This window comes from Kordia antarctica, from assembly GCF_009901525.1.
Lineage (GTDB): Bacteria > Bacteroidota > Bacteroidia > Flavobacteriales > Flavobacteriaceae > Kordia > Kordia antarctica.
This window is the reverse complement of the sequence record NZ_CP019288.1, coordinates 509,886-533,993: the sequence shown is the minus strand read 5'-3', so window position 1 is coordinate 533,993 and position 24,108 is coordinate 509,886. Positions and strand designations below refer to the sequence as shown.

Here is a 24,108-nt window from a genome sequence, read left to right as displayed (position 1 = left end):
TAATGCTCGCTTGGATTATGTTAATAACTTCGCTGTTGCTGAACTGCGTGATATTAATGCGCATGATTTAATATCTTCTCTTCATATCACAAATTCTCTTAATACTTATTTTTATGTTCGAATTTATGAGCATAGAAACTATGGAGGAAGATCGATTACTTTTCGTGTCCCAAAACATACCATAAGATACGTTCGAAATTTACAACACAACAATTTTAATGATATAATCTCTGGTTACCGTGTTTAGTATTAACCAAGTGCACAAAATAAAATAGCTCCATTGCCCCAAATTTCACTTAAATTACAACTCTTCTGTAACAGGATCACAGGGAAATAAAATAGTATAACTTACTCCTTTTCCTCGCACAGATGCTGCTTCCATGGCGCCTAAATGTTTTTCAACAATTTGCTTGCAATATGCCAAGCCAATATTTACTTTGTTAAAATGTGCTGTCTTTTGTATGATTTTATCTAATTTGTAGTTCAATCCTAAACCATTGTCTTTGTAGGTAATTTTGACAAAATTTTTATATCTGTATTTTTCTGTGTTATTGAAATAGTAGTTTTTTATCGTTTTAACCGCAGTTATTTCAATGGTTAATTTGTCGTTTTCTGGATTTTGTTCTTTTATAGAATTTCGAAGCAATTCTATAAAAAGGCGTCTCAGCATTTTCTCATCTCCTGGAAATTCAATGTTTTTTATAGGATATTCAATCACTATCTGTTTTTGATCATCCATTTGTAAAGATTTCGCAGCATTCTTTATGATGTCATTTAACTGTAAAGAATTGTGGTTTAGTTTAATACGCTTTAACTCCTTATACCTCAATAAGGTTAGCAGCATTTCACTCATATCCGTATTATACTTAATAATTTTATTTAATCTTTCTTTAATAACTTCAGGTAGCTCACTATTTTTAGTCAGTACATAGTTACTCATAAATATAGATTTGCGTAAAGGCTCCTGAAGATCATGCGAAATTAATTTGTATATTTCCTGTTCTTGCTCTTTTAATAGCTTAACCTCTCGGTATTTTAATTCTAAAATAGTTTGCTGCTCTTGTAATTTGTTTTTTGCTTTCGTCAGTTCTGCATTTTCTGCTAATGCAACTTCTGCAGCTATTTTGGCATCGATAAGTTCCTTTTCAAATTTATGCCTTTTAGAGATTTCCATACCTCCACAAAGTATTTCTACAACATCATTATGTTGCTTTACTTCCACATTTAACAATGCAGGTATATGCCCGTTGATACCTTTGAACACAAGGTATATTTCACGAACAGAGTGTTGCATTTTTATTAAAGGATAGAAATGTGTTTGATAAAATATTTTACTACCAACGGTTAGTAAATCTTCTAATTGGTAGCCGACAACTTGCGCTGCTTCTACCCCTAATTTCGTTCGCAATTCACGATTCATTCTCATAATTTTTCCAGTGTCGGAAATAGAAAATAAAAAGCATGGGAGATCTTCGTAAATGTTTTCCCAAGACGATTGAGTGGTAGAATTATTAATACGCGTGCGTTTTTAGATAATTTTTTATAATTATAATGGTTTCTTCTGGATGACTTAAATGCGGACAATGCCCAGTAGCCTTCATTTTTTCAAAGGTACTGTTTTGAATCTGCTCGTGAATGTATTGACCTACTGTATCTGGCGCAATTGCATCGTCCGAACATTGCATAACCAAGCAAGGTTTTGAAAGATTTGAAAGATCTTCTCTATTATCTGAGAAGAAAGTCACTTCTGCAAATTTGCGTGTAATTATAGGATCTGTAGAACAGAAACTATCTTGAAGTTCCTTGGTCAGTTCTGGCTTGTCGTCATTTTTCATAACCACAGGTGCTAAATATGCTGCCCAGCCTAAATAATTGTTATCCATTACTTCTAATAAGCCTTCAAGGTCTTCACGAGAAAAACCTCCTAAATAGTCTATATCATTGACATAACGCGCCGAAGGACCAATAAGAATTAGGTGGGAGAATATGTTTGGCTTTTCAATAGCTGCCAATACGCCAATCATGCAACTCACACTGTGTCCAACAAAAATAACATCTTCAAGTTGTAGATCGTTACAAATATCAATGACGTCTTGCGCATAGCCTTGTAATTGAGAATAGCGCTCTGGTTGGTAGGCAGAGAGGTCAGATTTTCCGCAACCAACATAATCAAATAATACAATTTTAAAGTCTTCTTCGAATGCAGGTGTTACATAACGCCACATATTTTGATCACATCCAAATCCGTGAGCAAATAGCATCGTTTTTTTACCTTGACCCAGAACTTTAACATTGTTACGCTTAAGAATATCCATAGTTCCGTTTTTAGCTAAGTCAAAAATAATATTTTTTACTATATCTTGATACTATTAGAACTAATAAATTTGAATTTGAATTGCTTGTTTCAATTTTTGAAGTAACTATTTAAACAAATTATGCGCAAGTATTTGGTATTTTTAGCAAACTTGTTAGATACGAATTCAAACTATTTATCAAAAGCAATTAACGATTGTTCCAAAAAATCCTTCTTTGATTTTATAAATTCCTATCAGATAGCGTACGCTAAAAGATTTTTATAGATGAAATTTTTTCTAAGTGTTTTATATAAATAATTACCAAAGAATCAGGTTTTAAATCTAAATCTGCTTTTTTAATTCATTTAAAAAGATAAATGGTACTACATCTTCAAATTATATTAATAAACAAACTTACCTAACACAGCATTAAGCTTCTTGATAAGATAATGTTTACGAATTCATCGTATTTTGATACAATTACACAAAATGTCTATTTCGCTCCAATTCAATACTCTTGTGAAAAATGAACATTCATTAAACAAAAAAAAGTGCTATCATATTAACTATGATAGCACAATTTTCAATTAAAATGAATTGAATTTACTTAGCAGTAATATCAATGATTATTTCAACTCTTCTGTTTCTCGCTCTTCCATCTGCTGTAGTATTAGGTGCAACTGGTTGAGATTCTCCTTTAGCAGAAATAGAAATTGTACTGTTTCCTAAATTCTTAGAATCAAGGTAACTTTTAATTGCTTTCGCTCTAGCTAAAGATAGATTGATATTATAGTTATCAGTTCCTCTTGCATCTGCATGCCCTTGAATAGAAATATTATAGTCCGTATCACTTGTTAAACTAGTAGCTATTTCATCTAATATTGCCTGCGCATTTAGATCAAGTTTAGTACTGTCCGTATTGAAATAAACTTTTCTTTGTCCGGTAACAGGTTTTACAACTGGAATTTCCACTACTGGTGGAGGACAACCATTAAGTGTTCCTTTAATTTCAGGACAATTATCTTTGTTATCTGGGAAACCATCTCCATCTGAATCAGGACATCCACCAAATTCAATAAGACCTTTTACTTCAGGACATAAATCATCTTTATCAGAAACACCATCTCCGTCTGTGTCAGGACATCCACCAAATTCAGCGATCCCAAAAGTATCAGGACATAGATCTAAATCATTTGGAATACCATCTTTGTCTCTATCATTATCATCTTCTTCTTCTTCTTTTTCTGCACTTTTTCCAAGATTGTAAACTAAACCTAAGTTGTGATTAAAGTGTTTAGGCAAGTAATCTTTTAATGAATGCTTGTAGGTAGTTTGTACATTTAAACCAATTCTATCATTAAACCAGTATTTAACACCAACTGATCCGTTTACTGTTCCTGCGCCAACTAAAGAGTTAGAACTTGATCCATTGTTATTATATGGACCTTCTTCAAGCCAAGTATAACCACCACCAACTGCTACAAAAGGTTGTAATTTACCTTTTCCAAAACTATAGTTAGCCATAGCATCTAATCCATAATATTTTAAATTATCAACTAGTACACTTTCATCTAATTCTCCAAATTCTCCATATTTGCTTATTTCAGCTACTGTTCCTTTTGCAGTTATAGAGAAATTGTCAGTTAGGTTTCTTGTAGCTCCTACATAAAAACCTAAGTTCCAGTGATCGTTAAGATTGAAAAATTCATCAAAGTATTCACCTTGTGGCGCATCTTCACCAACAGGATACAGATCAATAGCACTTAAACCGATTTCAAAAGACCAACGACTTGGCTTTACAGACATTTTAGTTGCTTCTACTGTGTTATCTTCAACATCTTTACTAGTATCAAGTCTATAAGAAATACCAAAGTTGTGATTCCAATGTCTTGGTAAGTAATCCTTAAATGAATGTTTGTATGTTGTTTGTACATTTATTCCAAACTTGTCACTAACCCAGTATTTAAGACCAACAGATCCGTTTACTGTACCAGCTCCAATTAAAGCTTTTGGATCAACACTAAATGTATTATATGAACCTCCTTCAAGCCAAGTATATCCACCACCAACGGCGATGAAAGGGCGTAATTTACTTTTACCGAAGCTGTAGTTAATCATACCATCGATTCCATAATACTTTAGATTATCGACTAATACACTTTCATCTAATTCTCCAAATTCTCCATATTTACTTATCTCACTTACTGTACCTCTTAAACTTAAAGATAAGTTGTTCGTTAAATTTCTTGAAACTCCTGCATAATAGCCAAAATTCCAATGGTCATTAGCATTTATAAATTCGTCTAAAAACTCTCCTTGTGGCGCATCTTCACCAACAGGAAATAAATCTACAGCAGTAAAACCTGCATCAAAAAACCAGCTTTTATCTGTGTCTTGTGAAAAGGATGACTGCGTACAAAATGCTAACAATAATGTTAACGTAAAAATATTGTAATACTGTTTCATAATTTTAAATTTTTTTTGAATAATTTTTTTCTCTTTTTGTTTGATACTATTAACTAATAACTTTGGTAAAACCAATATGAAAGTAATATCTTTTTTCGGACACAACTAACTCATTCGATGTTTATATTAACACAAAAGAAAATATTTTTATTGTATTAATATTACTAACTAATAATTTTGGTAGAAATCGGTCGGCAAAATAACAACATTTTTTCGAAATAATTTACTTATTTTATGTTTATTTTACTGCAAGTAAATAACGTGAAATTTAAGCCTTAATTATTTACAATAGTATAATGAATTAATTTGATAATTCAGTAGTAATTAGCTTTTATTATTAGTCAGAATCTTACATTTTTGAGTTGATCTAAGATTTAAAGGGTTTAATATTTTTTAGTATAGTCTTCATTTAATAGATTTTTTACAGAAGTTTACACGCAATAACCTTCTTAAGAATTTGAACAAAATATTCTTTGTTGGCATATTTCTAGTAATTTTTAGGCAATACTGCGAGATAATTTCTACAGAAAGCGCTTTTTTGCTATGAATCCTGAATCGATCAAATATTCTGTTTAATTTCAGAAATGGAATCTAATGTTCTATGTAAAATATTTATCTTGCCCAAAATCTATCAAACAATAAAAAACGAAGAGATGATTATTCCCAAACTACATTATATATCTCAAGGAAATTCTCCAAAAGAACATTTAGAAAATATTCAAAAAGCGTGTTCATCTGGTTCAGAATTAGTACAATTGCGTTTGAAAAATATTTCAGATAAGAAAATTCTAAAATTTGCCAAAGAAGCTAGAGAAATTACAGCGCATTTTCAAACTAGATTGATTATAAACGATCATTACAAAATAGCTAAAGAGGTAAAAGCAGATGGTGTACATTTAGGAAAAACAGACTCCTGCCCTACTATTGCTAGAAAACATGTATACACTTGGCAAATTATTGGTGGAACCGCAAATACTTTACAAGATTGCGAAACATTAATTAGTAAAGAAGTTGATTATATTAGTTTGGGTCCTTTTAAATTTACTACAACGAAAGACAATTTACCTCCGATTTTAGGTCTAAACGGTTATACTGCAATTGTTGAAGCCTTACAAACTGAAACTCCAATTATTGGCGTTGGCGGAATTACCACAGAAGATGTTACAAGCATATTAGAAACGGGGATTTCTGGAATTGCGGTTTCTGGAGAAATTACACGCGATTTTAATATCATCAAAATATTTAACCAATTACTAAACGCATCTTCCACAGAAGAGCAACGCCACACATTCAAATAGGAAATGAATGCTATTTTATAGTTAGCATTTTTATATATAATTCTCGTAAATTAGAACTTCTACAAACTAGCACTGATTCGTACTATAATTTAGCTACAATTTTTGAGAGTCATATATATTAACTATTTTTAGTCTTTTGAAATACGAATTTACACCTAAAAATGACTACACATACTTACGAAAATTTTTATAATGACTAATTGGTTGTCTAATAATCATAGTTTGAAGTTTGTATGCTGTTTCATTATAAGTATGCTTTCAACACATTATATGTTTGGTTTTGAACAACATACAGATGATGTTGCTACAATTGATCTTCAAGAAACTTCGATTACTAATAGCACCGAAATAGCACTCGATGCTGACTGGTTATTTTATTGGAATGAATTAATAGAACCTAGTAATTTTAAGCCAAATAAACCATTTACTAAAATATCTCTTACGAATTGGACAGCGTTTACGCATTCTAACAACGAAAACCTTCCTTCTTTTGGATATGCAACGTATAGATTATTGATTTCTATTCCAAAGGAAAGACCGCATGTTTCATTATATATTCCAGCGGCGTATGCGGCTTCTAAAACGTGGATAAATGGTGAGTTAATCTCAGAAATTGGTCGTGTTGGTACTTCTAAAGATGAGACGTTACATCGAAGGTTTTCTCAAATTATTCCTTTAAATACGAATGAAACTGATTTTGAAATTGTTATTCAAGTAGCAAATTTTTATCACAAAAAAGGTGGAATTGATAAACCGTTAATCCTTGGTGCTAGTAAATTGCTTCTTAATAAAAGATCCAAGCAAATAATGGCTGACATGATTTTTATTGGATGTTTAGGCTTTATTGGAAGTTTCTTTTTATTATTCTTTCTATTTTATTGGAATAAAGACAAAGCTATTCTCTACTTTGCCATTCTTTGTATGTCGTTATCGTATATGGCATTGAGTGACAGATATGCGCCATTTGCAGAAATTTTTCAATCATTCAGCTGGATAATATTGACAAAGTTTGAATACATAATACTATTTTTAGCAGGAGCAGCAGCAAGTCTTTTTTTCTATAGTATTTTCTCCAATTTTGTTCACAAGCTATATTCAAAAATTATAGTTTACAGTTTCTGTTTACTTGCGTTATTAGCTATTTTTCTTCCGCCTCCACATTTTACCAAATTACTTTTACCATTTTTAATCTTAATGATTATTGATTTGATCTATGTGTATTTTGTAATAATGAAAACTATTATCATCGGTAAACGACACGAATCTATCTTATTATTAGTAAGCATGTCGCTGGCTTCTATCATATTTTCTGTTCATATATTTTTCTTTTTAGGTAAGAATGGAAACGCTATGATCTATGTAAATTTTGGTTATATTTTAGTCTTTTTACTCCTTTCTATGCTTTTAATGACGCGGTTTTCCAATTCATTCAAAGAACTTGAACGAGCAAAAGAGTTTGCACTTGAACAGAAAAAAGAAATTTCTATACAATCAAACGAACTGTCAAATGTGAACCTTGAATTAAAAGAAAATTTAAAAAATTTAAAAATATCCAACGCTGAACTAGACGGTTTCAATCACATTGTTTCACATGATTTGAAGGCTCCACTGATAGCAATGCACACATTAGTTTCTTTTATTGAAGAAGATCTTGATACTACGATTAATACAGATGTTAAAAATAACTTTAAGTTATTAAAAGATAGAGTTTCAAAAATGTTTGCTTTGATCAACGGGCTTTTGGAATATTCTAAAGTAACGAAAGGAAAAAAGAGTAAAGAATTGTTCAGCCTAAATAACTTACTAAGCGAAATTAGAGCTGTCGTTGATACTCAAAATGAACATATAATTCATCTTCCTGATGAGGATTTAGAAATTTATACAAACAAAATTGAATTAGAACATGTTTTTCAAAACCTACTTAGTAATTCCATTAAGCATAACGATAAAAACAGTGCGCTAATCAATATTTCATTTTCTAAGCTTCCAAACGAATATGTATTCGCTGTAAGTGATAATGGTCCTGGAATTGATGCAAAGTATCATACCAAAATCTTCGAAATGTTTAGTCAACTAAATGTGAATGATGAAGTAGAAAGTACAGGAATTGGTCTTTCGATAGTAAAGAAAATAGTCTACGAAAATCATGGAATTATTTCGGTTGAATCCGAAAAAGGAATTGGAACAACGTTGAAATTTTCATGGAGAATTTAATGTGCCAACTAAAAATAAGCATCATTGACTACAATTTCCGTTTATAATATCTTGTGCTGATGGATTATAAGCATTGTCTTGAATATTAACAAGATTAGCGTCATAATTTCCATTGGTAAACAAATTGGTTAACGCGCAAAAATTTGAAAGCGAAGGATTAGGACGACTAATAAAACCATCATGCCCTATGCGAATATCATTAACAACTGTTGTTAAATTTTCTAAACCAGTTAAACTCGTTAAAGAATAATTATCTTCAATTATCAGAAGATTTGAAATAGTTGTTAAATTATCTAATCCAGTTAAATTTGTCAATGAATCATTGTTTTTGATATTTATAGAACTAAAAGTAGTTAAATTCTCCAATCCTGTTAAGCTTGTTAACGCATTTGTTTCAAGGCGTAAACTACCAATGCTAGTAATATTAGTTAACCCTGTTAAACTTGTCAAAGTATAATTATAGGTAATTGATAAACCAGTAATAGATGTAATATTTTCTAATCCTGTTAAATCTGTTAACAATTGATTTCTAATGATTCGCAAGCCATTTAGAGTTGTCAGGCTCACCATACCAGTTAAGTCGGGTATTGAAGTACAACCATTTATTTCAAGGTAACCTGAAACGGTTGTTAAATTTCCTAAAGGAGCTAAACTTAACAATAAAGTATTATCTTTCATTATAAAGTCACCTGAGACCGTTGTTAAGTTGTTCAATCCTGTCAAACTTGTTAATGCGTCGTTACTATAAATGTTTAATATATTAGATACAGTTGTTAAATTTTCTAGACCAGATAAATTTGTTAATAAATCATTATCTAAAATACTTAAGTTATTTATGGTCACTAAATTGCCCATTGTTGTTAAGTTTGTTAATGCACTGTTCCGAAAAACTTCAAACACACCAGAAACAGTTGTTAAGCTCTCTAATCCAGTCAAACTTGTCAATGCATCATTATATTGAATGTAAAGATTACTTGAAACGGTTGTTAAATTATTCAACCCAGTTAAATTTATAAGCGCTGGATTGTATTTAATGTTAAGATCACCTGATACGGTTGTTAAGTTCTCTAATCCGGCTAAACTCGTTAGTGAAGCATTATCTTCTATTTTAAAATAATCAGAGACTTCTGTTAGATTATTCAATCCAGTTAAATCTGATAATGAAGAATTTTCATCGATAAAAACATAACCTGAAACAGTTGTTAAATTCGTTAATCCTGTCAAATCTGTTAATGAATTATTTCGATCAATTTGTAAATTTCCTGAAATGGTTGTTAAATTATCTAATCCAGTTAAACTTGATAAAACTTCATTATCATGAATATATACAAGACCTGTAATTGTTGTTAACGAAGAAAGACTTTGTAAGGAAGTTATCTGACTCGTATACTCATTAATTATCAAATTTCCTTCAATTGCAGTATAGCCAAACAAACCAAAGTTATCAACTTCTTGTTGACTTAATAACTGAACATCTCCGACATAAGTGCCTCCACCAGAATCGTTACAGGTAGATACTATACCTATGTCTGTTGTAGTTGTTACAAAAGCTAAATCAATTGGAGCTGATTCTTCAGTATTAGTCAAATCAAAAACAATCATTTGATACATATTATCTAATGCACAATACGTTTTGGAATAGCTTAGCGTTCCGTCAGTTATTACAGCCATTTCAACATTTAAAAAATTGGTGTCAGCTTCTTTATAAAGTAATACATAACCGTTTGTAATTGGGTTATCATCGCAATTATTTAATGTTCCTGTTATAGTCGTTTGTACTAATTCTGAAGGTAAATTTGGTACATTTAACACAAAAGAATTATCTGAAGAAAAAGGACCAACTTGTTGTGTGTGAATAATTGTATTTGAACATTCAGAATATATATGTATCGTTACAATTTCATCTTTAGGAAACTGACCACATTCTTGACCGACTTCATTAGAATATCCAGAATATATAACTTGATTCGTTGTATTTCTTATAATTTCTAATTTATTATTTGATAGTGTTACAGCAGCGTCAATTCCAAAACAAATAGTTACTGGAATAATTGGTGCATCACAATTCCACCAAGAAAAATGTGCCACTTCTGCGATATATTCGTTCCCAACTTTAGTTGCAATTCCTTGTTCTTTCCAGAATCCTTCTTCTTCATCAAAATACCATAAAGGCATTTCTGTTGGAGCATTTGGTGTAGAAGTATCCACAGGAAAAGTAAGCGTTGCTGGAAATTCTTCGTTTATATTTAATTGTTCTCCAGAAGGAGAAAATAAGTTTATTCCAAGCATTCCGTAAGTTTCCATCATTGCTGCTGAACCATCTTCTCGTTTCCCAAATAAACTTCCTGGCATTTGTGAAAATGTATCAGAATTGTTAGGTTGTAAATAATGCATAACTACATCTACTTGCCCAGTATACGCAGTTCCAGTTTCTGTTACAAATTCTCCTTGAAACGTTACTTCTGAACCATTAGATAAGGAAATTGAACTTGCACTTCCCGAAGTTACAGAACCAATTATATTTTTCGTTAAAAGTGTTATTTGTATATCGTTTGTACTATTCGGAATTGGCACAACGGTTCTACTTCCCGCAATATATCCGTCTTTTTCTGCTTTTACATAAGCGAATTTGTCAAACACAGAAGCACCATCGATTGCAAAAACCCCTAAATAATTTGTTGTGGCAATAGAATTTCCAATTGTAATTGAAACATTTTCTATACCTAAGCCAGCTTCATCTATAATTCTACCAATAAAATTTGAAGTTACCATATTCCCAAAATTCTCCAATGCAAATTCTTCATCTGAAATAGGTATTGGTTCAGGTTCTGGAGTTGGTTGTTCTACTGTTTCAGGAGTTGTAGGTTCTATAAAATTATCATCTTTTTCACAGGAAATAACAGAAACAAACACCAAAAATACGAATAGATACTTTCTCATTTTAAATAGTTTTTTATCTAAATCAAATATAAGAATTTTTAGTTATTACTTCTTGACAGTAGCTAATCTTTCGATTAATCTTTCAATTTTTTGGTTGTAAACTCTTGCTGAAAAACAATTCCAATTAATAATGAAATAGAAAAAACAACTTCTTCCACTTATTTCGTTTGCAGGTAGTATATTTGCCTCAATTATAAATACTGTACGAACAGTTAGTTCTTTATTCCTATGCCTTTTAAAAAATTACATGCCGATATACAAGAAAAGTTAGCATCTTTCGAAATAACTACACCAACTCCTTTTCAGAGCAAAAGTATTCCTGTCATAAAAAGTGGAGCTAATGTGTATTGCACGGCTTCAAAAGATAGCGGAAAAACAACCACACTTATACTTACTACGTTGCAGAAATTAAAATGTGAAGCCGTTGGAAATTCGCCAAGAGCTGTAGTTCTTGTAGAAAATAAAGTAAGAGCCTTAGAATTATATGAAACTTTTTTAACATATACGAAACATACTTCATTACGAGTGTATGTAGGCTATGAACAGCTTCATATTGATGTGCAAAAATCAGAAATATTTGAAGGTGTAGACATTCTTATTTCCACGCCTGTAACTATGAATAAGTTGTTGTTATTAAACGGATTAAGCGTTTCTCAATTAAAGATATTTAGTATTGATGACGCTGAATTTTTAGTTCAAAAATCGGCATACAAAGCACTAATGTCTATTACGAATAGTATTGAAAAATGTCAGTATGTGTTATACTCAGATAAAATGCATCCGATATTAAAACGTTTTGAATCCTATTTTATGGAATATTCTAGAATAATTGCTGACTAATTTTACTCATATTTTACTTCATATTATATAATTTTTCGTGGAGTTTAGCCAACAGATTTCCTTGTTTTTCTTTTTGATTTAAATACGAATCAATTGCAAAATCACCACTCATATATTCCTTTCCAAATTCTAGATATTTATGTTCATTATCAGTATCATTAAGTCCAAAATATGCTTCAGCTAGCGTAAAACAAATCCACTCTTTATCACCTCGATCTTCAAAACTATCTGACTCAACTACGCTACTCCACTTGGTTATAATTTCGTTCCATATTTTTCTAGCCTGACCATAATTAGCGTATAAATCTAATTTTTCTTCGCTCAAACTAGCTTTTAATACATACAAAAAAGCGACATTGATACCATTATAATAATCTTGCTTTACGTAAAACCCTCTTTCATAGTAATGCAATGATTTATTTAAGTTTTCTAGTGATTCATCTTGCTCATATAACCGTTTATGAATTGCTCCTAATAAACCTAAAGTCTCTGGATCTGTTGTTTCCTTTGGGTTTAGTTGGTCTAAATAGCCTATTGCTTCAGTTAAAGCTTCTTTTTCTGTTGGGATTTTTGATTTATAAGTCGTCAGTGCCAAAAGTTGAATGATAAAGCTATCGTTTGGTTTGTTTATAAGGGCTTCTTTTAGCAAATCTTTTGCTAATTTATATTTTTTTTCATTCTTCTTTTTTTCCGCTAATTCAACTAAATCATACGTAGAATGTGATTTATCAATACTTTCTTTAATTTCTTCAATTTCATCTTCAGTAAAACTTGGCGGAATTAAATTTGGCATAAATGTATAAATAGGACTATCTATTTCTGGTTTGGCTATAAATTTTTCTACTTGCTGCTTCAAATGAGCTTTAAATCTTTCCGCTTCGGTAACACCAATATCCTCTCCTAAATGCTTATACGAATGGATAAATACATGACTTACATCAAACGGAATTTTTAATTTGTCTTCAGCGATTACAATTGTAGTATTTGGTTTTAATGCATGTCTGACACCTAATTCGTAGATAGCATTTGGGTTTAACGTTGAAATATCAGCAACGACAAAATCTGCTTTTAGAATATTTTCATACATTTTTTTATCAATAACTCCTGCTTGTTCTAAATCGCAAGCACGATAGCATAATATATCTAAATCATCAAAAACAGGTTTGATAATGTTTTCAAAGGTTTTATCTAGATTTAATTTTCTTCCCGTTTCAAAATCAGTTTTTGTTTTGAATCCAATAATTACAAAGCATGTTTTTTTCATGATATTTAATTTAAAATAAATTGATAAAATTGAGAAGTAAAATTTCCAAGTTTGAATACAATTATTGATTTTTTATCTAATTGTATCATTGCATTTTGAATATCTGAATCATTAATAATATTATCTTCGAGGATAAGTAATATTCTAATAGAGTCTTTTAATTTTATAGCCTCCTTCATCTCCCATTTCATGTTTTCTGTTGGAGCTTCTGCCCAATAAAAAATAGCGATGTTAGATTTTTTTATAAACTCTATTACTGTTGATTCCCAGTCATTTTTATTAGAATGCTTATGAATTGAAATCTCAGATAAAATTTCTGTTGTATCAGTTTCGTCACCAATAATTCTTGTGGTAACTAATGTGTAATCATTTATAAGGTTTATCTTTCCATATAATCCTACAATTGGTAATATACTATTTGATAAATTAATTGATTTGGTAAATCTTCTAAAGATAACTATGTTAAAACCTTTGGAAAGAAAGGCTTTTAATGTTTTTAACAAAACATGAAAATAATATTTAGCAAAAATAATAGCAATTAAAACTGGTCCAATTATTTTTAAAGCCTTATTTTCAAATGGAATCACCTCGTTTAGCGCCCAATAAATAAGAATAATAAGTGCTGTTTCTGCAAGACTAATTCCGAAATGATTATTTGCTAAAAAATTAGAAACACCATAATATTTAGGTCGTCTTAATTTTAGAAAATCTTTGAAATTAGCATAATTCATAAAAAGTTTTGAACCAAAAATAATACAGGTAATTACCACGAATATCCACCACCACTTTGAGTGATTAACATACTCAAAATAATAAATTGACAATGTGCCAATGATAAAAATTGGAACTAGTGTAATTGTTATTGATTGTATTTTTTTCAAGATATTATTAGCCTAAAAACGTTTACTTAATATGATCTAATTTAATATCTCTATTAGCAGCTTTCTTTCCAATCTCATACAATAATTCTTTATTTTTAGATTCTGACATTTCATGTAATGATTCAATCTCTTTTTTATTTAAATTAAAACCTAAATTACTTAATTCGTTATTATTCAACATCACATTATATCTCACATAATGCAATGCTGGTTTGTCACAGATTAAGTCGTCTTTTAAATCAAGTATTTCACTATCTATAACTCTTGCGGTAGGAGAATTTGATAGATACTGCAGCATGGTTTGGTTTAAATAATTTGCATCTTCCATAAATAATTCAGGGACCATTTTTGCCCAACCTAAAAGACCTTTTTTTGCAATTTTATCTGGATTATATTTTTTTGTATACGTTCCTGTGCCAATAGAAACAAGCGATATGCTGTCTTCTCCTGTTTTCCAACGATATGGAAACTCACTTAGCGTTCCAACTAGAAACAATTGAAGCGCTGGATTATTTGCTAAACTAACACCTCCATCAATAAAAGCCCCAATTTCTCCGAAACCAACATCAATTTTTTGAGGAATAAAATAGCTTGGAGCTGCAGCACTTGCTCTAACTACTTGCCTTAACAACATTTCTTTATTATGATTGAAATGTTTGCCGTCTGGATGATTAATAATAGGCCAAGTACTTAATGAATCAGCTCTTTTAGTAATGATACATAGTCCCGTTTTGATTTTATCACTTCCGATAGTAATATCTCCAAAAACTTTTTTTAATTCTTCTTCTAGCGGTTTAAAATCAAACTCAGCTTTATATCTTTTTAATGGATTTAAAAACCAACTTCGCTTTTTTCCAAAAATTTTATCGCCAATAGTAAGATACAAATCTTTTATTTCGGATGCTGTCATTCCTATTGAAAGTCCAGCGGCAATAATTGCTCCAGTGCTAGTTCCTCCAATTAAATCAAAATAATCACATAACCTTAAATTTGGATTATTTTCTTTTTTTCTAATAAGGTCTTCAACTTTCTCCAAAAAACCTAATGTAAGTGCTCCTCGTATTCCTCCGCCATCAAGAGATAAAATCCTGTTTGGTTTGCTATTGTTCATGTTTTATAATTTATTTACATGTTTTAATTTAACTCATGAGTCTATTCTTTTATCAGTCTCAGAAGTTTTTTCCTGTCAGTTGCATAATCCAGTATGATATCTAAATAATTTAGTTCCAGAATAAGCTCATTATTTTTGTTTACTTCTTTGCTTCAATCTTATCGCTATTTTGATACGAAATAAAAACACATTTACATTTTGGTTAATGAATGATTTTCTTGATTCAAATTTTATTGAAGAATAATAGCTATTTAATGTCGTCATCTATTATTTTGAAGCTTCTTTAATTGAATTAATATTTCTATAAATATAATAAATTTTAACAACCATATTTTTACGGAATCCCGCAATCAATCAAAAAAATAAAACGAATACTCCTTATTTTACGTCACTCCGATCTCCAGTGAAAGCACCTTTTTTTGACTAAAATTTAGTTATCTCAAAAAAATTATAGATTTTTTGGTATCCAATAAATTTACGCTCTAGAGCAACGCCAAACAATACCGTTACTAGGTTTTCATGAATAAACCAATGTTTCAATATGTGTTGGGAAATCAATTTTACAATGCTTTTGAAACAAGCAGGAAATCAAATTAATTTTCCTACGGGAAGTATATAAGGTATGTTGAGTTTTAATTTTGGAGAAATATCTATTATTACGGAGCAACCTTATAAATCTTCTGATAAAGAATACTATTTCAATCAATTAATTTCTTTTAGTTATGCTCAAGAAATAGATCTTTAGAGATTCATGGATTTGGAATTTTTAAGAAAATCCAATGATCTCATATTTTAGACAAATACCTAACTTCTATAATTATTTAGTATTTTAGTGATAGCTTTAATTGAAATTCTTAGTTCTCTTATAGCTACTAACCACCAAAATAATTAGTATGAAAGTTCCAACTTCACGTATTAAGCATGTGGTCGTTATGATGTTCGAAAATCGTTCATTCGACAGTATGTTAGGGTTTCTTTATAAAGACAACAATAATAAATCGCCGCTTGGTCATCCTTTTGAAGGATTAACTGGTACGGAAACCAATCCTGATAGTAATGGGAATTCCATTACTGTATTTCCTATAGACAAAAATGATTCTCATGCCTATTTTATGCCTAAAAAAGATCCAGGAGAAGGTTTTGCCAATACCAATTTTCAGTTGTTTGGAGCTGGCAAAGCACCTTATCCAAAAGGCATTGCAAACAATCAAGGTTTTGTTCGGGATTTTGAAAATCCTATAGATAATAGTCCGTTGGAGAAAAAAGAACATCCATATAAGAAAAGTGCAACAAATACTACCAAAGCATCTAGTGATCATGATTATAAAAGTGATGACTATAAAAAATGGTATAAAAAGCCAAGTCCTTCTGGACATGCTTCAGATGTTCCTGATTTGGATGGTGTTGCACCTAAAGATATTATGGGAATGTACACACCCGAAACACTTCCTGTATTATCAGGCTTAGCCACAGGATATGCTGTTTGCGATCACTGGTATTGCTCTGCTCCTACAGAAACATTACCCAATAGAGCGTTTACGCATATGGGAACTTCAGAAGGCTATTTGTATGACGAGATCCATTCCTATAGTTCAAAAAGTATTTTTAAGCATTTAATGAATCATAATAAATCATGGGGGATTTTTGGAAATAACGGAAAACCATATACAGTTTCTTTTTGTCAAGATATTCCAAGTTCATTGCCGAAAAACTGTCAAGTAGGGAGTTTCGATACTTTCAAAACCGCTTTAAAAGAAAAAAACTTGCCAGATTATACTTTTTTGGAGCCTATTTGGGGATCGCAAGGAAATAGTCAACATCCCAATTATAACGTAGCTCTAGGCGAACAGTATTTACTAGACATTTATACTGCACTAAAAGAATCTCCTCATTGGGAAGATACTTTACTTGTGATTACGTATGATGAGCATGGCGGTTGTTATGATCATATTACACCACCAAATAATGCAACTTCTCCACCTGCTAAATCTACAGCTTTCGGGTTTGATTTTACACGTTATGGCGTGCGTGTTCCTACGGTATTAATATCACCTTGGATTGAAGCTGGCACTGTATATCGCACCAAAGGCGATGTTCCATTAGATCATACTTCTATTCTGGCAACATTGGAGAAAAACTTTAATGTTACGCCACTCACCGATCGTGATAAGGCTGCTCCGGACGTGCTCGATGTACTTACGTTATCTAAACCAAGAACAGATACTCCATTGAAAGGAATAACTGCTCCTGTGGCAAATTCAACTATTAAAATACAGAATCATGCTTCACAAATTCAACAAATGCATGCTGCTGCTTTAACAGATAAACACAACCGAGAAACTGGTGAAGCTAAAACGACACCTGATTTTAAAACTGAAGAAGATGTGAAATCGTATATCAATACAATGCATACTAAGTATTATTCTTAGTAGGGTTAGAAATACAAAAAATACGTATAACCTGATCTTACCCACAAAAAAAGCCCATCAATAATTGATGGGCTTTCATTAAACTTGAAATGTATGTTTAAATAACTTTTACGTTTACTGCGTTTAATCCTTTGTTTCCTTCTTGAAGATCAAACTCAACTTCATCGCCTTCGCGAATTTCGTCAATCAATCCTGAAATGTGTACAAAGTGGTCTTTTTCAACACCTTCTTCTGTGATAAATCCAAATCCTTTAGTGTCATTGAAAAATTTTACTGTTCCTTTACTCATTGTAATATATTTAATTTTTAATATTACTTGTATACATTCAATGATCGTGCCAAAAATGATATTGTCGCCTTAAGAAGTATACTATTTCATTAAATTAATTTTAACAATAGTAGTGAAATGCTCTTTTAAAATAGAACTCATCTTGACTCTAAAAAAACTTATGCTGAGCGAAGTCGAAATAAACGGTCTTACATCTTTAATCGGACACTACGATTATATAGCTTCTGTACCTGCTTTTGCTACTGCATGATCGTTTTCAACGGAACTTCCACTTACTCCAACAGCTCCGATAACTTGTCCAGAACCATCTTTAATTGGTAATCCACCAGGGAAAGAAATCAATCCTCCATTAGAATGTTCAATATTAAAAAGTGGTTGTCCAGGTTGTGAAAGCTTTCCTATTTCGCCAGTTGGCATTCCGAAAAAACAGGCTGTCTTTGCTTTTTTAAGCGAAATATCAGCACTTCCCAACCATGCACCATCCATTCGCGCAAATGCAACTTGGTTAGCGCCTGTATCTACAACCGTAATATTCATTTTTGTGTCAATTTCTTTCGACTTTGCAAGTGCCTTTTCAATAACGGCTTGCGCTTGTTTTAATGTAATGTTCATGAGTTTATGTTTTTATATCGTGTTAAATTATATTTTCATTAAAACTACAATACACATGCGTCAATAACTACTGACTTATGTCAATTAGCAAAATATTAACATTTAATGTACTACAAACTCTAATGATTAAATTCATTATATATTTCTAAGGAATGTGTTAACATATAATGTATTCAAGCTAATAGTGTGTTCCGCTTCCGCTTAAATTTGTATTGATACAATTCAAAATAAATAAATTTTAAACCGTAATCGATACATTTAGTACACATGTCCATTACATAAACAATATAAAAAATGACTAAAAAAACAATTTTAATTACAGGAGCTGGATCAGGATTAGGAAAAGGAACTGCGTTAGGTCTTGCTGCCAAAGGACACAAAGTAATTGCAGGAGTTCACAAATGGGAACAAAAATCAAGGTTGATTGAAGATGCCAAAAAAGCAGGTGTTCAAGATAATCTCGAAATCATAAAATTGAATATATTAGACATCATGGATTGCCAAAAAGCTTGGGAATACGATGTAGATATATTAGTAAACAACGCTGGAATAGGACATTCTGGGCCAGTTTCTGAAATGCCCGTAGGATTAATACGTGAAGTAATGGAAACGAATGTATTTTCGAATCTTGAATTTGCACAACCTTTTATCCAAAAAATGGTAAAAAGAGGAAGTGGAAAATTAGTATTTGTATCTTCTGTTGCCGGACTTTCTACAACTCCATATTTAGGTGCGTATAATGCGTCTAAACATGCGCTTGAATCTATTGTACAGTCTTTAAGAGACGAATTAACACCAATGGGACTTACTGTTGCAACAATTAATCCTGGTCCTTATGATACAGGTTTTAACGATAGAATGTATGACAGTTATGCACAATGGTTTGATGAAGATGTACATTTTACACCATTAAAAAATATTGAAGCTGCAGCGAAAAAAATGGCAGAAAATCAGTTTGATCCAAAAGCAATGATTGAAAAAATGATAGAAATTATACCTCAAGAATCGCATGATTTTAGAACGATTTTACCAACCGATTTTGTTGCAATGTGTAAAGAATATCAAGAAACGCAATATAAAATCCAATCTGACACCGTAGATCCTTCAAAAAAATAATAAATAACTTGAGTTCGATGTAAAATTTCAGAGTGTTTTTTTGTCTTTTCCGCAGTATAGCAGGGGTTTTTCGTTAAGAATTTTCGAATCCTTGGAGAAAATTTAGGAAAATTCATGTGGTTTTAGTTTTTCCATAAAAGAAAAACTAAAAATACCTCTGGAAATCAAAGATTCATGAGTTCCAAAATATAAAATAGAAATCATACGAACTAAAAGCGCACTTTCTTTTGTGAAGCCTGTGCTGAACTTGATTCAGTATTCTTTGTGCGAACAAAGAAAACGAAAATAAAAATATGAAAATCAGATACTTAGCACTTGTTTTGAAATTATGTTCAAAATTTTATTTGAGTAAACTTATATCGAACTCAGGTTAAATAGGCGCCTAAATTTTCTAGAAACTATATGTTTATTTCTGGACGAGTTATAACCACAAAAAAAGCCCATCTTTATAGATGGGCTTTTGTAAAACTTGAAGTATATTTTTTAGATAACTTTTACGTTTACTGCGTTTAAACCTTTGTTTCCTTCTTCTAGGTCAAATTCAACTTCGTCGCCTTCACGAACTTCGTCAATTAATCCTGAAATGTGTACAAAGTGGTCTTTTTCAACACCTTCTTCTGTGATAAATCCAAATCCTTTAGTGTCGTTGAAAAATTTTACTGTTCCTTTACTCATCTTAATATATTTAATTTTTAATAATTACTTTTAACTAGGCAAAGATAGTGCCAAAAAAGATATAAAACCTACCAATCGATAGGAAAATAATCTTTTAAAAATTTTCCGCACCAATGTTTTCCCGTATTTATTCCGTCAATCAGCGGATCTAGTACTCTCGCAGCTCCATCAACAATATCTAGCGGAGGCTGAAAATCGTGAACTTCCACCTTCTTTTTCGACAATTCAGCAGGATCTTCGTCTGTAACCCAACCTGTATCAACCGCATTCATGTAAATTCCGGACTTTGCAAAAGTAGCTGAAGATGTATGTGTTAGCATATTTAAAGCGGCTTTTGCCATGTTCGTATGCGGATGTCTATCTTCTTTTTTAAAGCGATGAAACTTCCCTTCCATTGCCGATACATTAATAATATGTTTTTTACCAGTATCTTCTTTCATCATCAAATTTGACAACCGATTACACAACACAAAAGGCGCAACAGCATTGACCAATTGTACTTCTACCATTTCTGTGGTTTCAATTTCGCCTAATTTCAATCGCCAACTATTCGTTTTTCTCAAATCAACTTGTTGTAAATCAGCATCCAATTCACCTTCTGGAAAAACTTCAGCAGTTTGTAACGAATTATCAAAACTATACGGAATTTGAGAAAGCTCGGCTGAATTTCGCAACCCAATTCCAGGTTCAGGTCCGTGCCAAGTAACTGGCAACATATTATTTTTAGCTGTTTTTGATGAATCAACACTCAAATCAGACAATTCTTGTAAACAACTCACATGATCTTTCAATAAACGCTGTGCTAGTTTCGGAAGTTGATCTACAGGCAATTTTTCATTTTCCATTAAATGGAAATAAAAACCTGAAGGTCTTCTCACAGTTTGTGCAGCATTATTGATTAAAATATCTAAGCGATCATACTTTTGTTCTATATAATTACAGAAAATCTCCACACTTGGAATATGTCGTAAATCGAGTCCGTGAATATGCAAACGATCATTCCAATCTTTATAATCTTCTTCTTTAGAAAATCGAATGGCAGAATCTGCTGGAAAACGTGTCGTAGCAACAACTGTCGCGCCCGAACGTAACAACATCAATGTAATATGATACCCAATTTTCAATCGAGAACCTGTAATTACAGCAACTTGATCTTTTAAATCTGTAGTTTGAAAACGCTTTGCATAATTCAAATCGCCACAAGTTGTACACATTGTATCGTAAAAATGATGTAATTTCGTGTACACTGTTTTACACACGTAACAATTTCTTGGCGATTCTAATTCTAATGCTTCATCAGGAATTGAAGCAGCAGCGAGTAATTTTGGAGCAACAAACAGTGCGGTTTCACGTGCAGATCTAATTCCTGTAGTTTTCCGAGCATGTTTGTCTTTCGCAATCATTTTACGTTTCGCGGCTTTCTTAGCATCTTTTCGGCGCCGTTGAAACTCATCACGATTTGGTCTAGACAATTCGCCTGCAACCTTAAAAAGTGCAATTCGTTGCGCTTCTGGCAATTCGAAAAGTTGATTGGTATCATCTAATAGTTTCTGCATCGTTTCGATACAAGATTCTATATCTAGATTGCGATTTTGTTCACTCATAAAATTATAAAAATATATTTTCTTTTGCCAGTTGTGAATTTTGATAAAATTCGTCAATTCGAGTGAATTTTACGATTGAAAATGAGTAAAATTTGTATCGAGAAAGGAGTTTTTTACACTTGAAAGGTTCTCGATACGATTTTTCGTGCCTCAAAATCACTCGACCTGACGCTTCATTGTACTTTTGAATTTGAAATATACAATGGGTTGATATTACTTATTTCGCTTCTTCTTAGAAACCTCCGATTTTGTAGCAACAGTAGTTGTTTGAGCCAAATAATTTGCGAATATTTTATCTACCAATTCTTCTTTTGTCAAATGATGAAAAATGGTTTTTATCTTAGATTTAAAATCTTCCGAAACATCACGATTTGGTTTCGTCTTGAATATTTTTTTCGCCCACAACAAGCCATTATTCTCTTCAATACTTTGTGCGTCCGCTTTTTTAAATTCACTGAACGTAATTCCTAATTCTTCTTCAAATTCAGGAATTTCTATCACTTCTTCTTTTTGTATAACAGATAAGGAAAGTCCCTTTGCTCCTGCTCTCGCCGTTCGTCCGCTTCTATGTACATACGTGTCAAACGTATCTGGCAAATGATAATTGACAACATATGAAATTTCTTTGACATCAATTCCACGCGCTGCCAAATCGGTTGCAACCAAAATATCTATATAACCTTCTCGGAATTGTCCCATAATCCGATCACGAATTCCCTGCGAAAGACTTCCGTGAATTGCTCCAGAAGAGAACTTATTTATAGCTAATTTTTTTGCTAATTTATTAACTGCGGCTTTCGTTTTACAAAAAATAATTCCGCGTTCGCCTTCTTTAGAATTTAAAAAATGAAGCAAAACTTCTAGTTTTTCAATCGGTTCAACCACCACATATTGATGATCAATTCCTTGATGACCAACAGTTTTCATATCTGCTTCAATATGAACCACATGTTTTGACATGTAATTCTGAACCAATTGTTTAATGGTTCCTGGCATTGTCGCTGTAAACAATAAAGTTCGTCTCGATTTTGGAATTTCTTTAATAATACTATCCAATCCTTCTTTCAGCGCGCTTAACATTTCGTCCGCTTCATCTAAAATAAAGTAAGAGATATTTTTTATGTTGATGGCTTCTCGTTTTACTAAATCTGCCAAACGTCCAGGAGTTGCTACAATAATATGTGTAGCTTCTTTCAATCGTTCTATTTGAGGTTTTATAGGAACGCCGCCACAAATGGAAGCAATCGAAATTTTAGGACTGTGTGTTGCAAAAGATTGTAAATTATTAAAAATCTGATTTCCCAATTCTCTCGTTGGTGCTAAGATTACAGCTTGAATTGCGGTGTTTTCAGTATCAATCAATTGCAATAAAGGCAATCCGAAAGCAGCAGTTTTCCCAGTTCCTGTTTTTGCTAGTGCAACTACATCTTCTTTTTGATTTAGAATAATCGGAATCGTTTTTTCTTGAATATCCGTTGGAACAGAAATTTGCAAGTCCGCTAAACTCTGCTGTAATTGTTCATTAATTCCTAAATCTGAAAACTGTTTTGACATGAAAAATAATTTTCGGCAAAGGTAAGTAGAGTTTTGGAGGAATTTGTTTTGATTGGGTTATATTTAATTGGGTGGTTTGTATAAATATATTTTAAAGTTGAAATCTTATTTTAGCAAAAAAGTATATCTAACTTACTATTGTAGAGCTTTAGAATGTTTTTGACTAAGTATAATTCTTATTTTAAGATTATAAATTCCGATTTTCTAAACAAATAAACTTAAAAACAGATAAAATTGAAATCAAATATTCTTAAAATCGGAATACTTTATCTTATTATTTAAATTTATGTTCCAAAAAATAGAAAATAATGACCGAATTAGGATTGTTCCTATCAAGAAAATCAGTTAATCGTTCCGACGTTTCAAGAAAAACAGGAATTAGCAAGACTAGACTTAGTGAGTTAGCAAATAATAAACGTACAAAACTTAGAGTAAACGAATTATATTTAATTGCATTAGCAATTGATATAAATCCTTGTGAAATTTTCAAAGAAATATGTGCGGATCTCAAATTAAAATAA

Annotated in this window: 18 protein-coding genes; 6 read left to right on the top strand and 12 right to left on the bottom strand. The window is 31.5% G+C overall.

Annotated features, from left to right (window positions below; translation table 11 throughout):
* Window positions 1-301 precede the first annotated feature (301 nt).
* The 3 genes from IMCC3317_RS02340 to IMCC3317_RS02330 all read right to left on the bottom strand — a co-directional run bounded on the left by IMCC3317_RS02340 (window position 302) and on the right by IMCC3317_RS02330 (window position 4,760).
* Complete coding sequence (locus IMCC3317_RS02340; RefSeq protein ID WP_394351594.1) at window positions 302-1,480, bottom strand: ATP-binding protein; 1,179 nt, start codon at window positions 1,478-1,480, stop codon at window positions 302-304.
* Between the two features lie 31 nt (window positions 1,481-1,511).
* Entirely contained in the window at window positions 1,512-2,315 is an 804-nt protein-coding gene (locus IMCC3317_RS02335; RefSeq protein WP_160127898.1) for an alpha/beta fold hydrolase, read from the bottom strand.
* A 582-nt stretch (window positions 2,316-2,897) separates the two neighbouring features.
* Window positions 2,898-4,760, bottom strand: a complete 1,863-nt coding sequence (locus IMCC3317_RS02330) for an OmpA family protein (protein WP_160127897.1) — start codon at window positions 4,758-4,760, stop codon at window positions 2,898-2,900.
* Window positions 4,761-5,413: 653 nt separating this feature from the next.
* Here IMCC3317_RS02330 and thiE point away from each other — a divergent pair.
* Both thiE and IMCC3317_RS02320 read left to right on the top strand, forming a co-directional pair.
* On the top strand, window positions 5,414-6,058 hold the full coding sequence (thiE, locus tag IMCC3317_RS02325) for a thiamine phosphate synthase (RefSeq protein ID WP_160127896.1): 645 nt from the start codon (window positions 5,414-5,416) through the stop codon (window positions 6,056-6,058).
* A gap of 252 nt (window positions 6,059-6,310) precedes the next feature.
* Window positions 6,311-8,272, top strand: coding sequence for an ATP-binding protein (locus IMCC3317_RS02320; protein ID WP_160127895.1), 1,962 nt, complete (start codon window positions 6,311-6,313; stop codon window positions 8,270-8,272).
* Window positions 8,273-8,293: 21 nt separating this feature from the next.
* Here IMCC3317_RS02320 and IMCC3317_RS02315 read toward each other — a convergent pair whose 3' ends face one another.
* The gene (locus IMCC3317_RS02315) at window positions 8,294-11,212 is read right to left on the bottom strand and encodes a hypothetical protein (RefSeq protein WP_160127894.1); all 2,919 of its coding nucleotides are present in this window, start codon (window positions 11,210-11,212) and stop codon (window positions 8,294-8,296) included.
* A 228-nt stretch (window positions 11,213-11,440) separates the two neighbouring features.
* On the opposite strand from IMCC3317_RS02315, the gene IMCC3317_RS02310 reads away from it, so the two are divergent.
* Window positions 11,441-12,052 (top strand): DEAD/DEAH box helicase, encoded by a 612-nt coding sequence (locus IMCC3317_RS02310; protein WP_160127893.1) that lies wholly within the window; start codon window positions 11,441-11,443, stop codon window positions 12,050-12,052.
* Window positions 12,053-12,065: 13 nt separating this feature from the next.
* Here the strand turns inward: IMCC3317_RS02310 and IMCC3317_RS02305 are convergent, their stop codons facing one another.
* Genes IMCC3317_RS02305 through IMCC3317_RS02295 form a run of 3 tightly spaced genes read right to left on the bottom strand, consistent with a single transcriptional unit; the run spans window position 12,066 to window position 15,308 of the window.
* The gene (locus IMCC3317_RS02305; protein WP_160127892.1) at window positions 12,066-13,316 is read right to left on the bottom strand and encodes a TRAFs-binding domain-containing protein; all 1,251 of its coding nucleotides are present in this window, start codon (window positions 13,314-13,316) and stop codon (window positions 12,066-12,068) included.
* 5 nt (window positions 13,317-13,321) lie between these two features.
* Window positions 13,322-14,197, bottom strand: coding sequence for a hypothetical protein (locus IMCC3317_RS02300; protein WP_160127891.1), 876 nt, complete (start codon window positions 14,195-14,197; stop codon window positions 13,322-13,324).
* A 22-nt stretch (window positions 14,198-14,219) separates the two neighbouring features.
* A complete protein-coding gene (locus tag IMCC3317_RS02295) occupies window positions 14,220-15,308 on the bottom strand; it encodes a patatin-like phospholipase family protein (RefSeq protein WP_160127890.1) in 1,089 nt (362 codons plus the stop codon).
* Window positions 15,309-16,201: 893 nt separating this feature from the next.
* Between IMCC3317_RS02295 and IMCC3317_RS02290 the strand changes: the two genes are divergently transcribed.
* The gene (locus tag IMCC3317_RS02290; protein WP_160127889.1) at window positions 16,202-17,737 is read left to right on the top strand and encodes an alkaline phosphatase family protein; all 1,536 of its coding nucleotides are present in this window, start codon (window positions 16,202-16,204) and stop codon (window positions 17,735-17,737) included.
* Window positions 17,738-17,834: 97 nt separating this feature from the next.
* Here IMCC3317_RS02290 and IMCC3317_RS02285 read toward each other — a convergent pair whose 3' ends face one another.
* Window positions 17,835-18,026, bottom strand: a complete 192-nt coding sequence (locus tag IMCC3317_RS02285; RefSeq protein ID WP_117160149.1) for a cold-shock protein — start codon at window positions 18,024-18,026, stop codon at window positions 17,835-17,837.
* Window positions 18,027-18,239: 213 nt separating this feature from the next.
* Window positions 18,240-18,638 carry a GlcG/HbpS family heme-binding protein gene (locus tag IMCC3317_RS02280; protein ID WP_160127888.1) on the bottom strand — a complete coding sequence of 133 codons (399 nt, stop codon included), beginning with the start codon at window positions 18,636-18,638 and terminating at the stop codon, window positions 18,240-18,242.
* A gap of 294 nt (window positions 18,639-18,932) precedes the next feature.
* Here IMCC3317_RS02280 and IMCC3317_RS02275 point away from each other — a divergent pair, with 294 nt between their 5' ends.
* A complete protein-coding gene (locus IMCC3317_RS02275; protein WP_160127887.1) occupies window positions 18,933-19,754 on the top strand; it encodes an SDR family oxidoreductase in 822 nt (273 codons plus the stop codon).
* A gap of 483 nt (window positions 19,755-20,237) precedes the next feature.
* Here IMCC3317_RS02275 and IMCC3317_RS02270 read toward each other — a convergent pair whose 3' ends face one another.
* The 3 genes from IMCC3317_RS02270 to IMCC3317_RS02260 all read right to left on the bottom strand — a co-directional run bounded on the left by IMCC3317_RS02270 (window position 20,238) and on the right by IMCC3317_RS02260 (window position 23,587).
* A complete protein-coding gene (locus tag IMCC3317_RS02270; RefSeq protein WP_160127886.1) occupies window positions 20,238-20,429 on the bottom strand; it encodes a cold-shock protein in 192 nt (63 codons plus the stop codon).
* 68 nt (window positions 20,430-20,497) lie between these two features.
* Entirely contained in the window at window positions 20,498-22,033 is a 1,536-nt protein-coding gene (locus IMCC3317_RS02265; protein ID WP_160127885.1) for an SDR family NAD(P)-dependent oxidoreductase, read from the bottom strand.
* 213 nt (window positions 22,034-22,246) lie between these two features.
* The gene (locus IMCC3317_RS02260; RefSeq protein WP_160127884.1) at window positions 22,247-23,587 is read right to left on the bottom strand and encodes a DEAD/DEAH box helicase; all 1,341 of its coding nucleotides are present in this window, start codon (window positions 23,585-23,587) and stop codon (window positions 22,247-22,249) included.
* A 308-nt stretch (window positions 23,588-23,895) separates the two neighbouring features.
* Between IMCC3317_RS02260 and IMCC3317_RS02255 the strand changes: the two genes are divergently transcribed.
* The gene (locus IMCC3317_RS02255) at window positions 23,896-24,108 is read left to right on the top strand and encodes a helix-turn-helix domain-containing protein (RefSeq protein WP_160127883.1); all 213 of its coding nucleotides are present in this window, start codon (window positions 23,896-23,898) and stop codon (window positions 24,106-24,108) included.

Coding starts and splice junctions, on each gene's coding strand:
- IMCC3317_RS02310 (WP_160127893.1), top strand. CDS start 11,441: ATGCCTTTTAAAAAATTACATGCCGATATACAAGAAAAGTTAGCATCT.
- IMCC3317_RS02315 (WP_160127894.1), bottom strand. CDS start 11,212: ATGAGAAAGTATCTATTCGTATTTTTGGTGTTTGTTTCTGTTATTTCC.
- IMCC3317_RS02265 (WP_160127885.1), bottom strand. CDS start 22,033: ATGAGTGAACAAAATCGCAATCTAGATATAGAATCTTGTATCGAAACG.
- IMCC3317_RS02290 (WP_160127889.1), top strand. CDS start 16,202: ATGAAAGTTCCAACTTCACGTATTAAGCATGTGGTCGTTATGATGTTC.
- IMCC3317_RS02280 (WP_160127888.1), bottom strand. CDS start 18,638: ATGAACATTACATTAAAACAAGCGCAAGCCGTTATTGAAAAGGCACTT.
- IMCC3317_RS02335 (WP_160127898.1), bottom strand. CDS start 2,315: ATGGATATTCTTAAGCGTAACAATGTTAAAGTTCTGGGTCAAGGTAAA.
- IMCC3317_RS02330 (WP_160127897.1), bottom strand. CDS start 4,760: ATGAAACAGTATTACAATATTTTTACGTTAACATTATTGTTAGCATTT.
- IMCC3317_RS02285 (WP_117160149.1), bottom strand. CDS start 18,026: ATGAGTAAAGGAACAGTAAAATTTTTCAATGACACTAAAGGATTTGGA.
- IMCC3317_RS02260 (WP_160127884.1), bottom strand. CDS start 23,587: ATGTCAAAACAGTTTTCAGATTTAGGAATTAATGAACAATTACAGCAG.
- IMCC3317_RS02275 (WP_160127887.1), top strand. CDS start 18,933: ATGACTAAAAAAACAATTTTAATTACAGGAGCTGGATCAGGATTAGGA.
- IMCC3317_RS02295 (WP_160127890.1), bottom strand. CDS start 15,308: ATGAACAATAGCAAACCAAACAGGATTTTATCTCTTGATGGCGGAGGA.
- IMCC3317_RS02305 (WP_160127892.1), bottom strand. CDS start 13,316: ATGAAAAAAACATGCTTTGTAATTATTGGATTCAAAACAAAAACTGAT.
- IMCC3317_RS02255 (WP_160127883.1), top strand. CDS start 23,896: ATGACCGAATTAGGATTGTTCCTATCAAGAAAATCAGTTAATCGTTCC.
- thiE (WP_160127896.1), top strand. CDS start 5,414: ATGATTATTCCCAAACTACATTATATATCTCAAGGAAATTCTCCAAAA.
- IMCC3317_RS02270 (WP_160127886.1), bottom strand. CDS start 20,429: ATGAGTAAAGGAACAGTAAAATTTTTCAACGACACTAAAGGATTTGGA.
- IMCC3317_RS02320 (WP_160127895.1), top strand. CDS start 6,311: ATGCTTTCAACACATTATATGTTTGGTTTTGAACAACATACAGATGAT.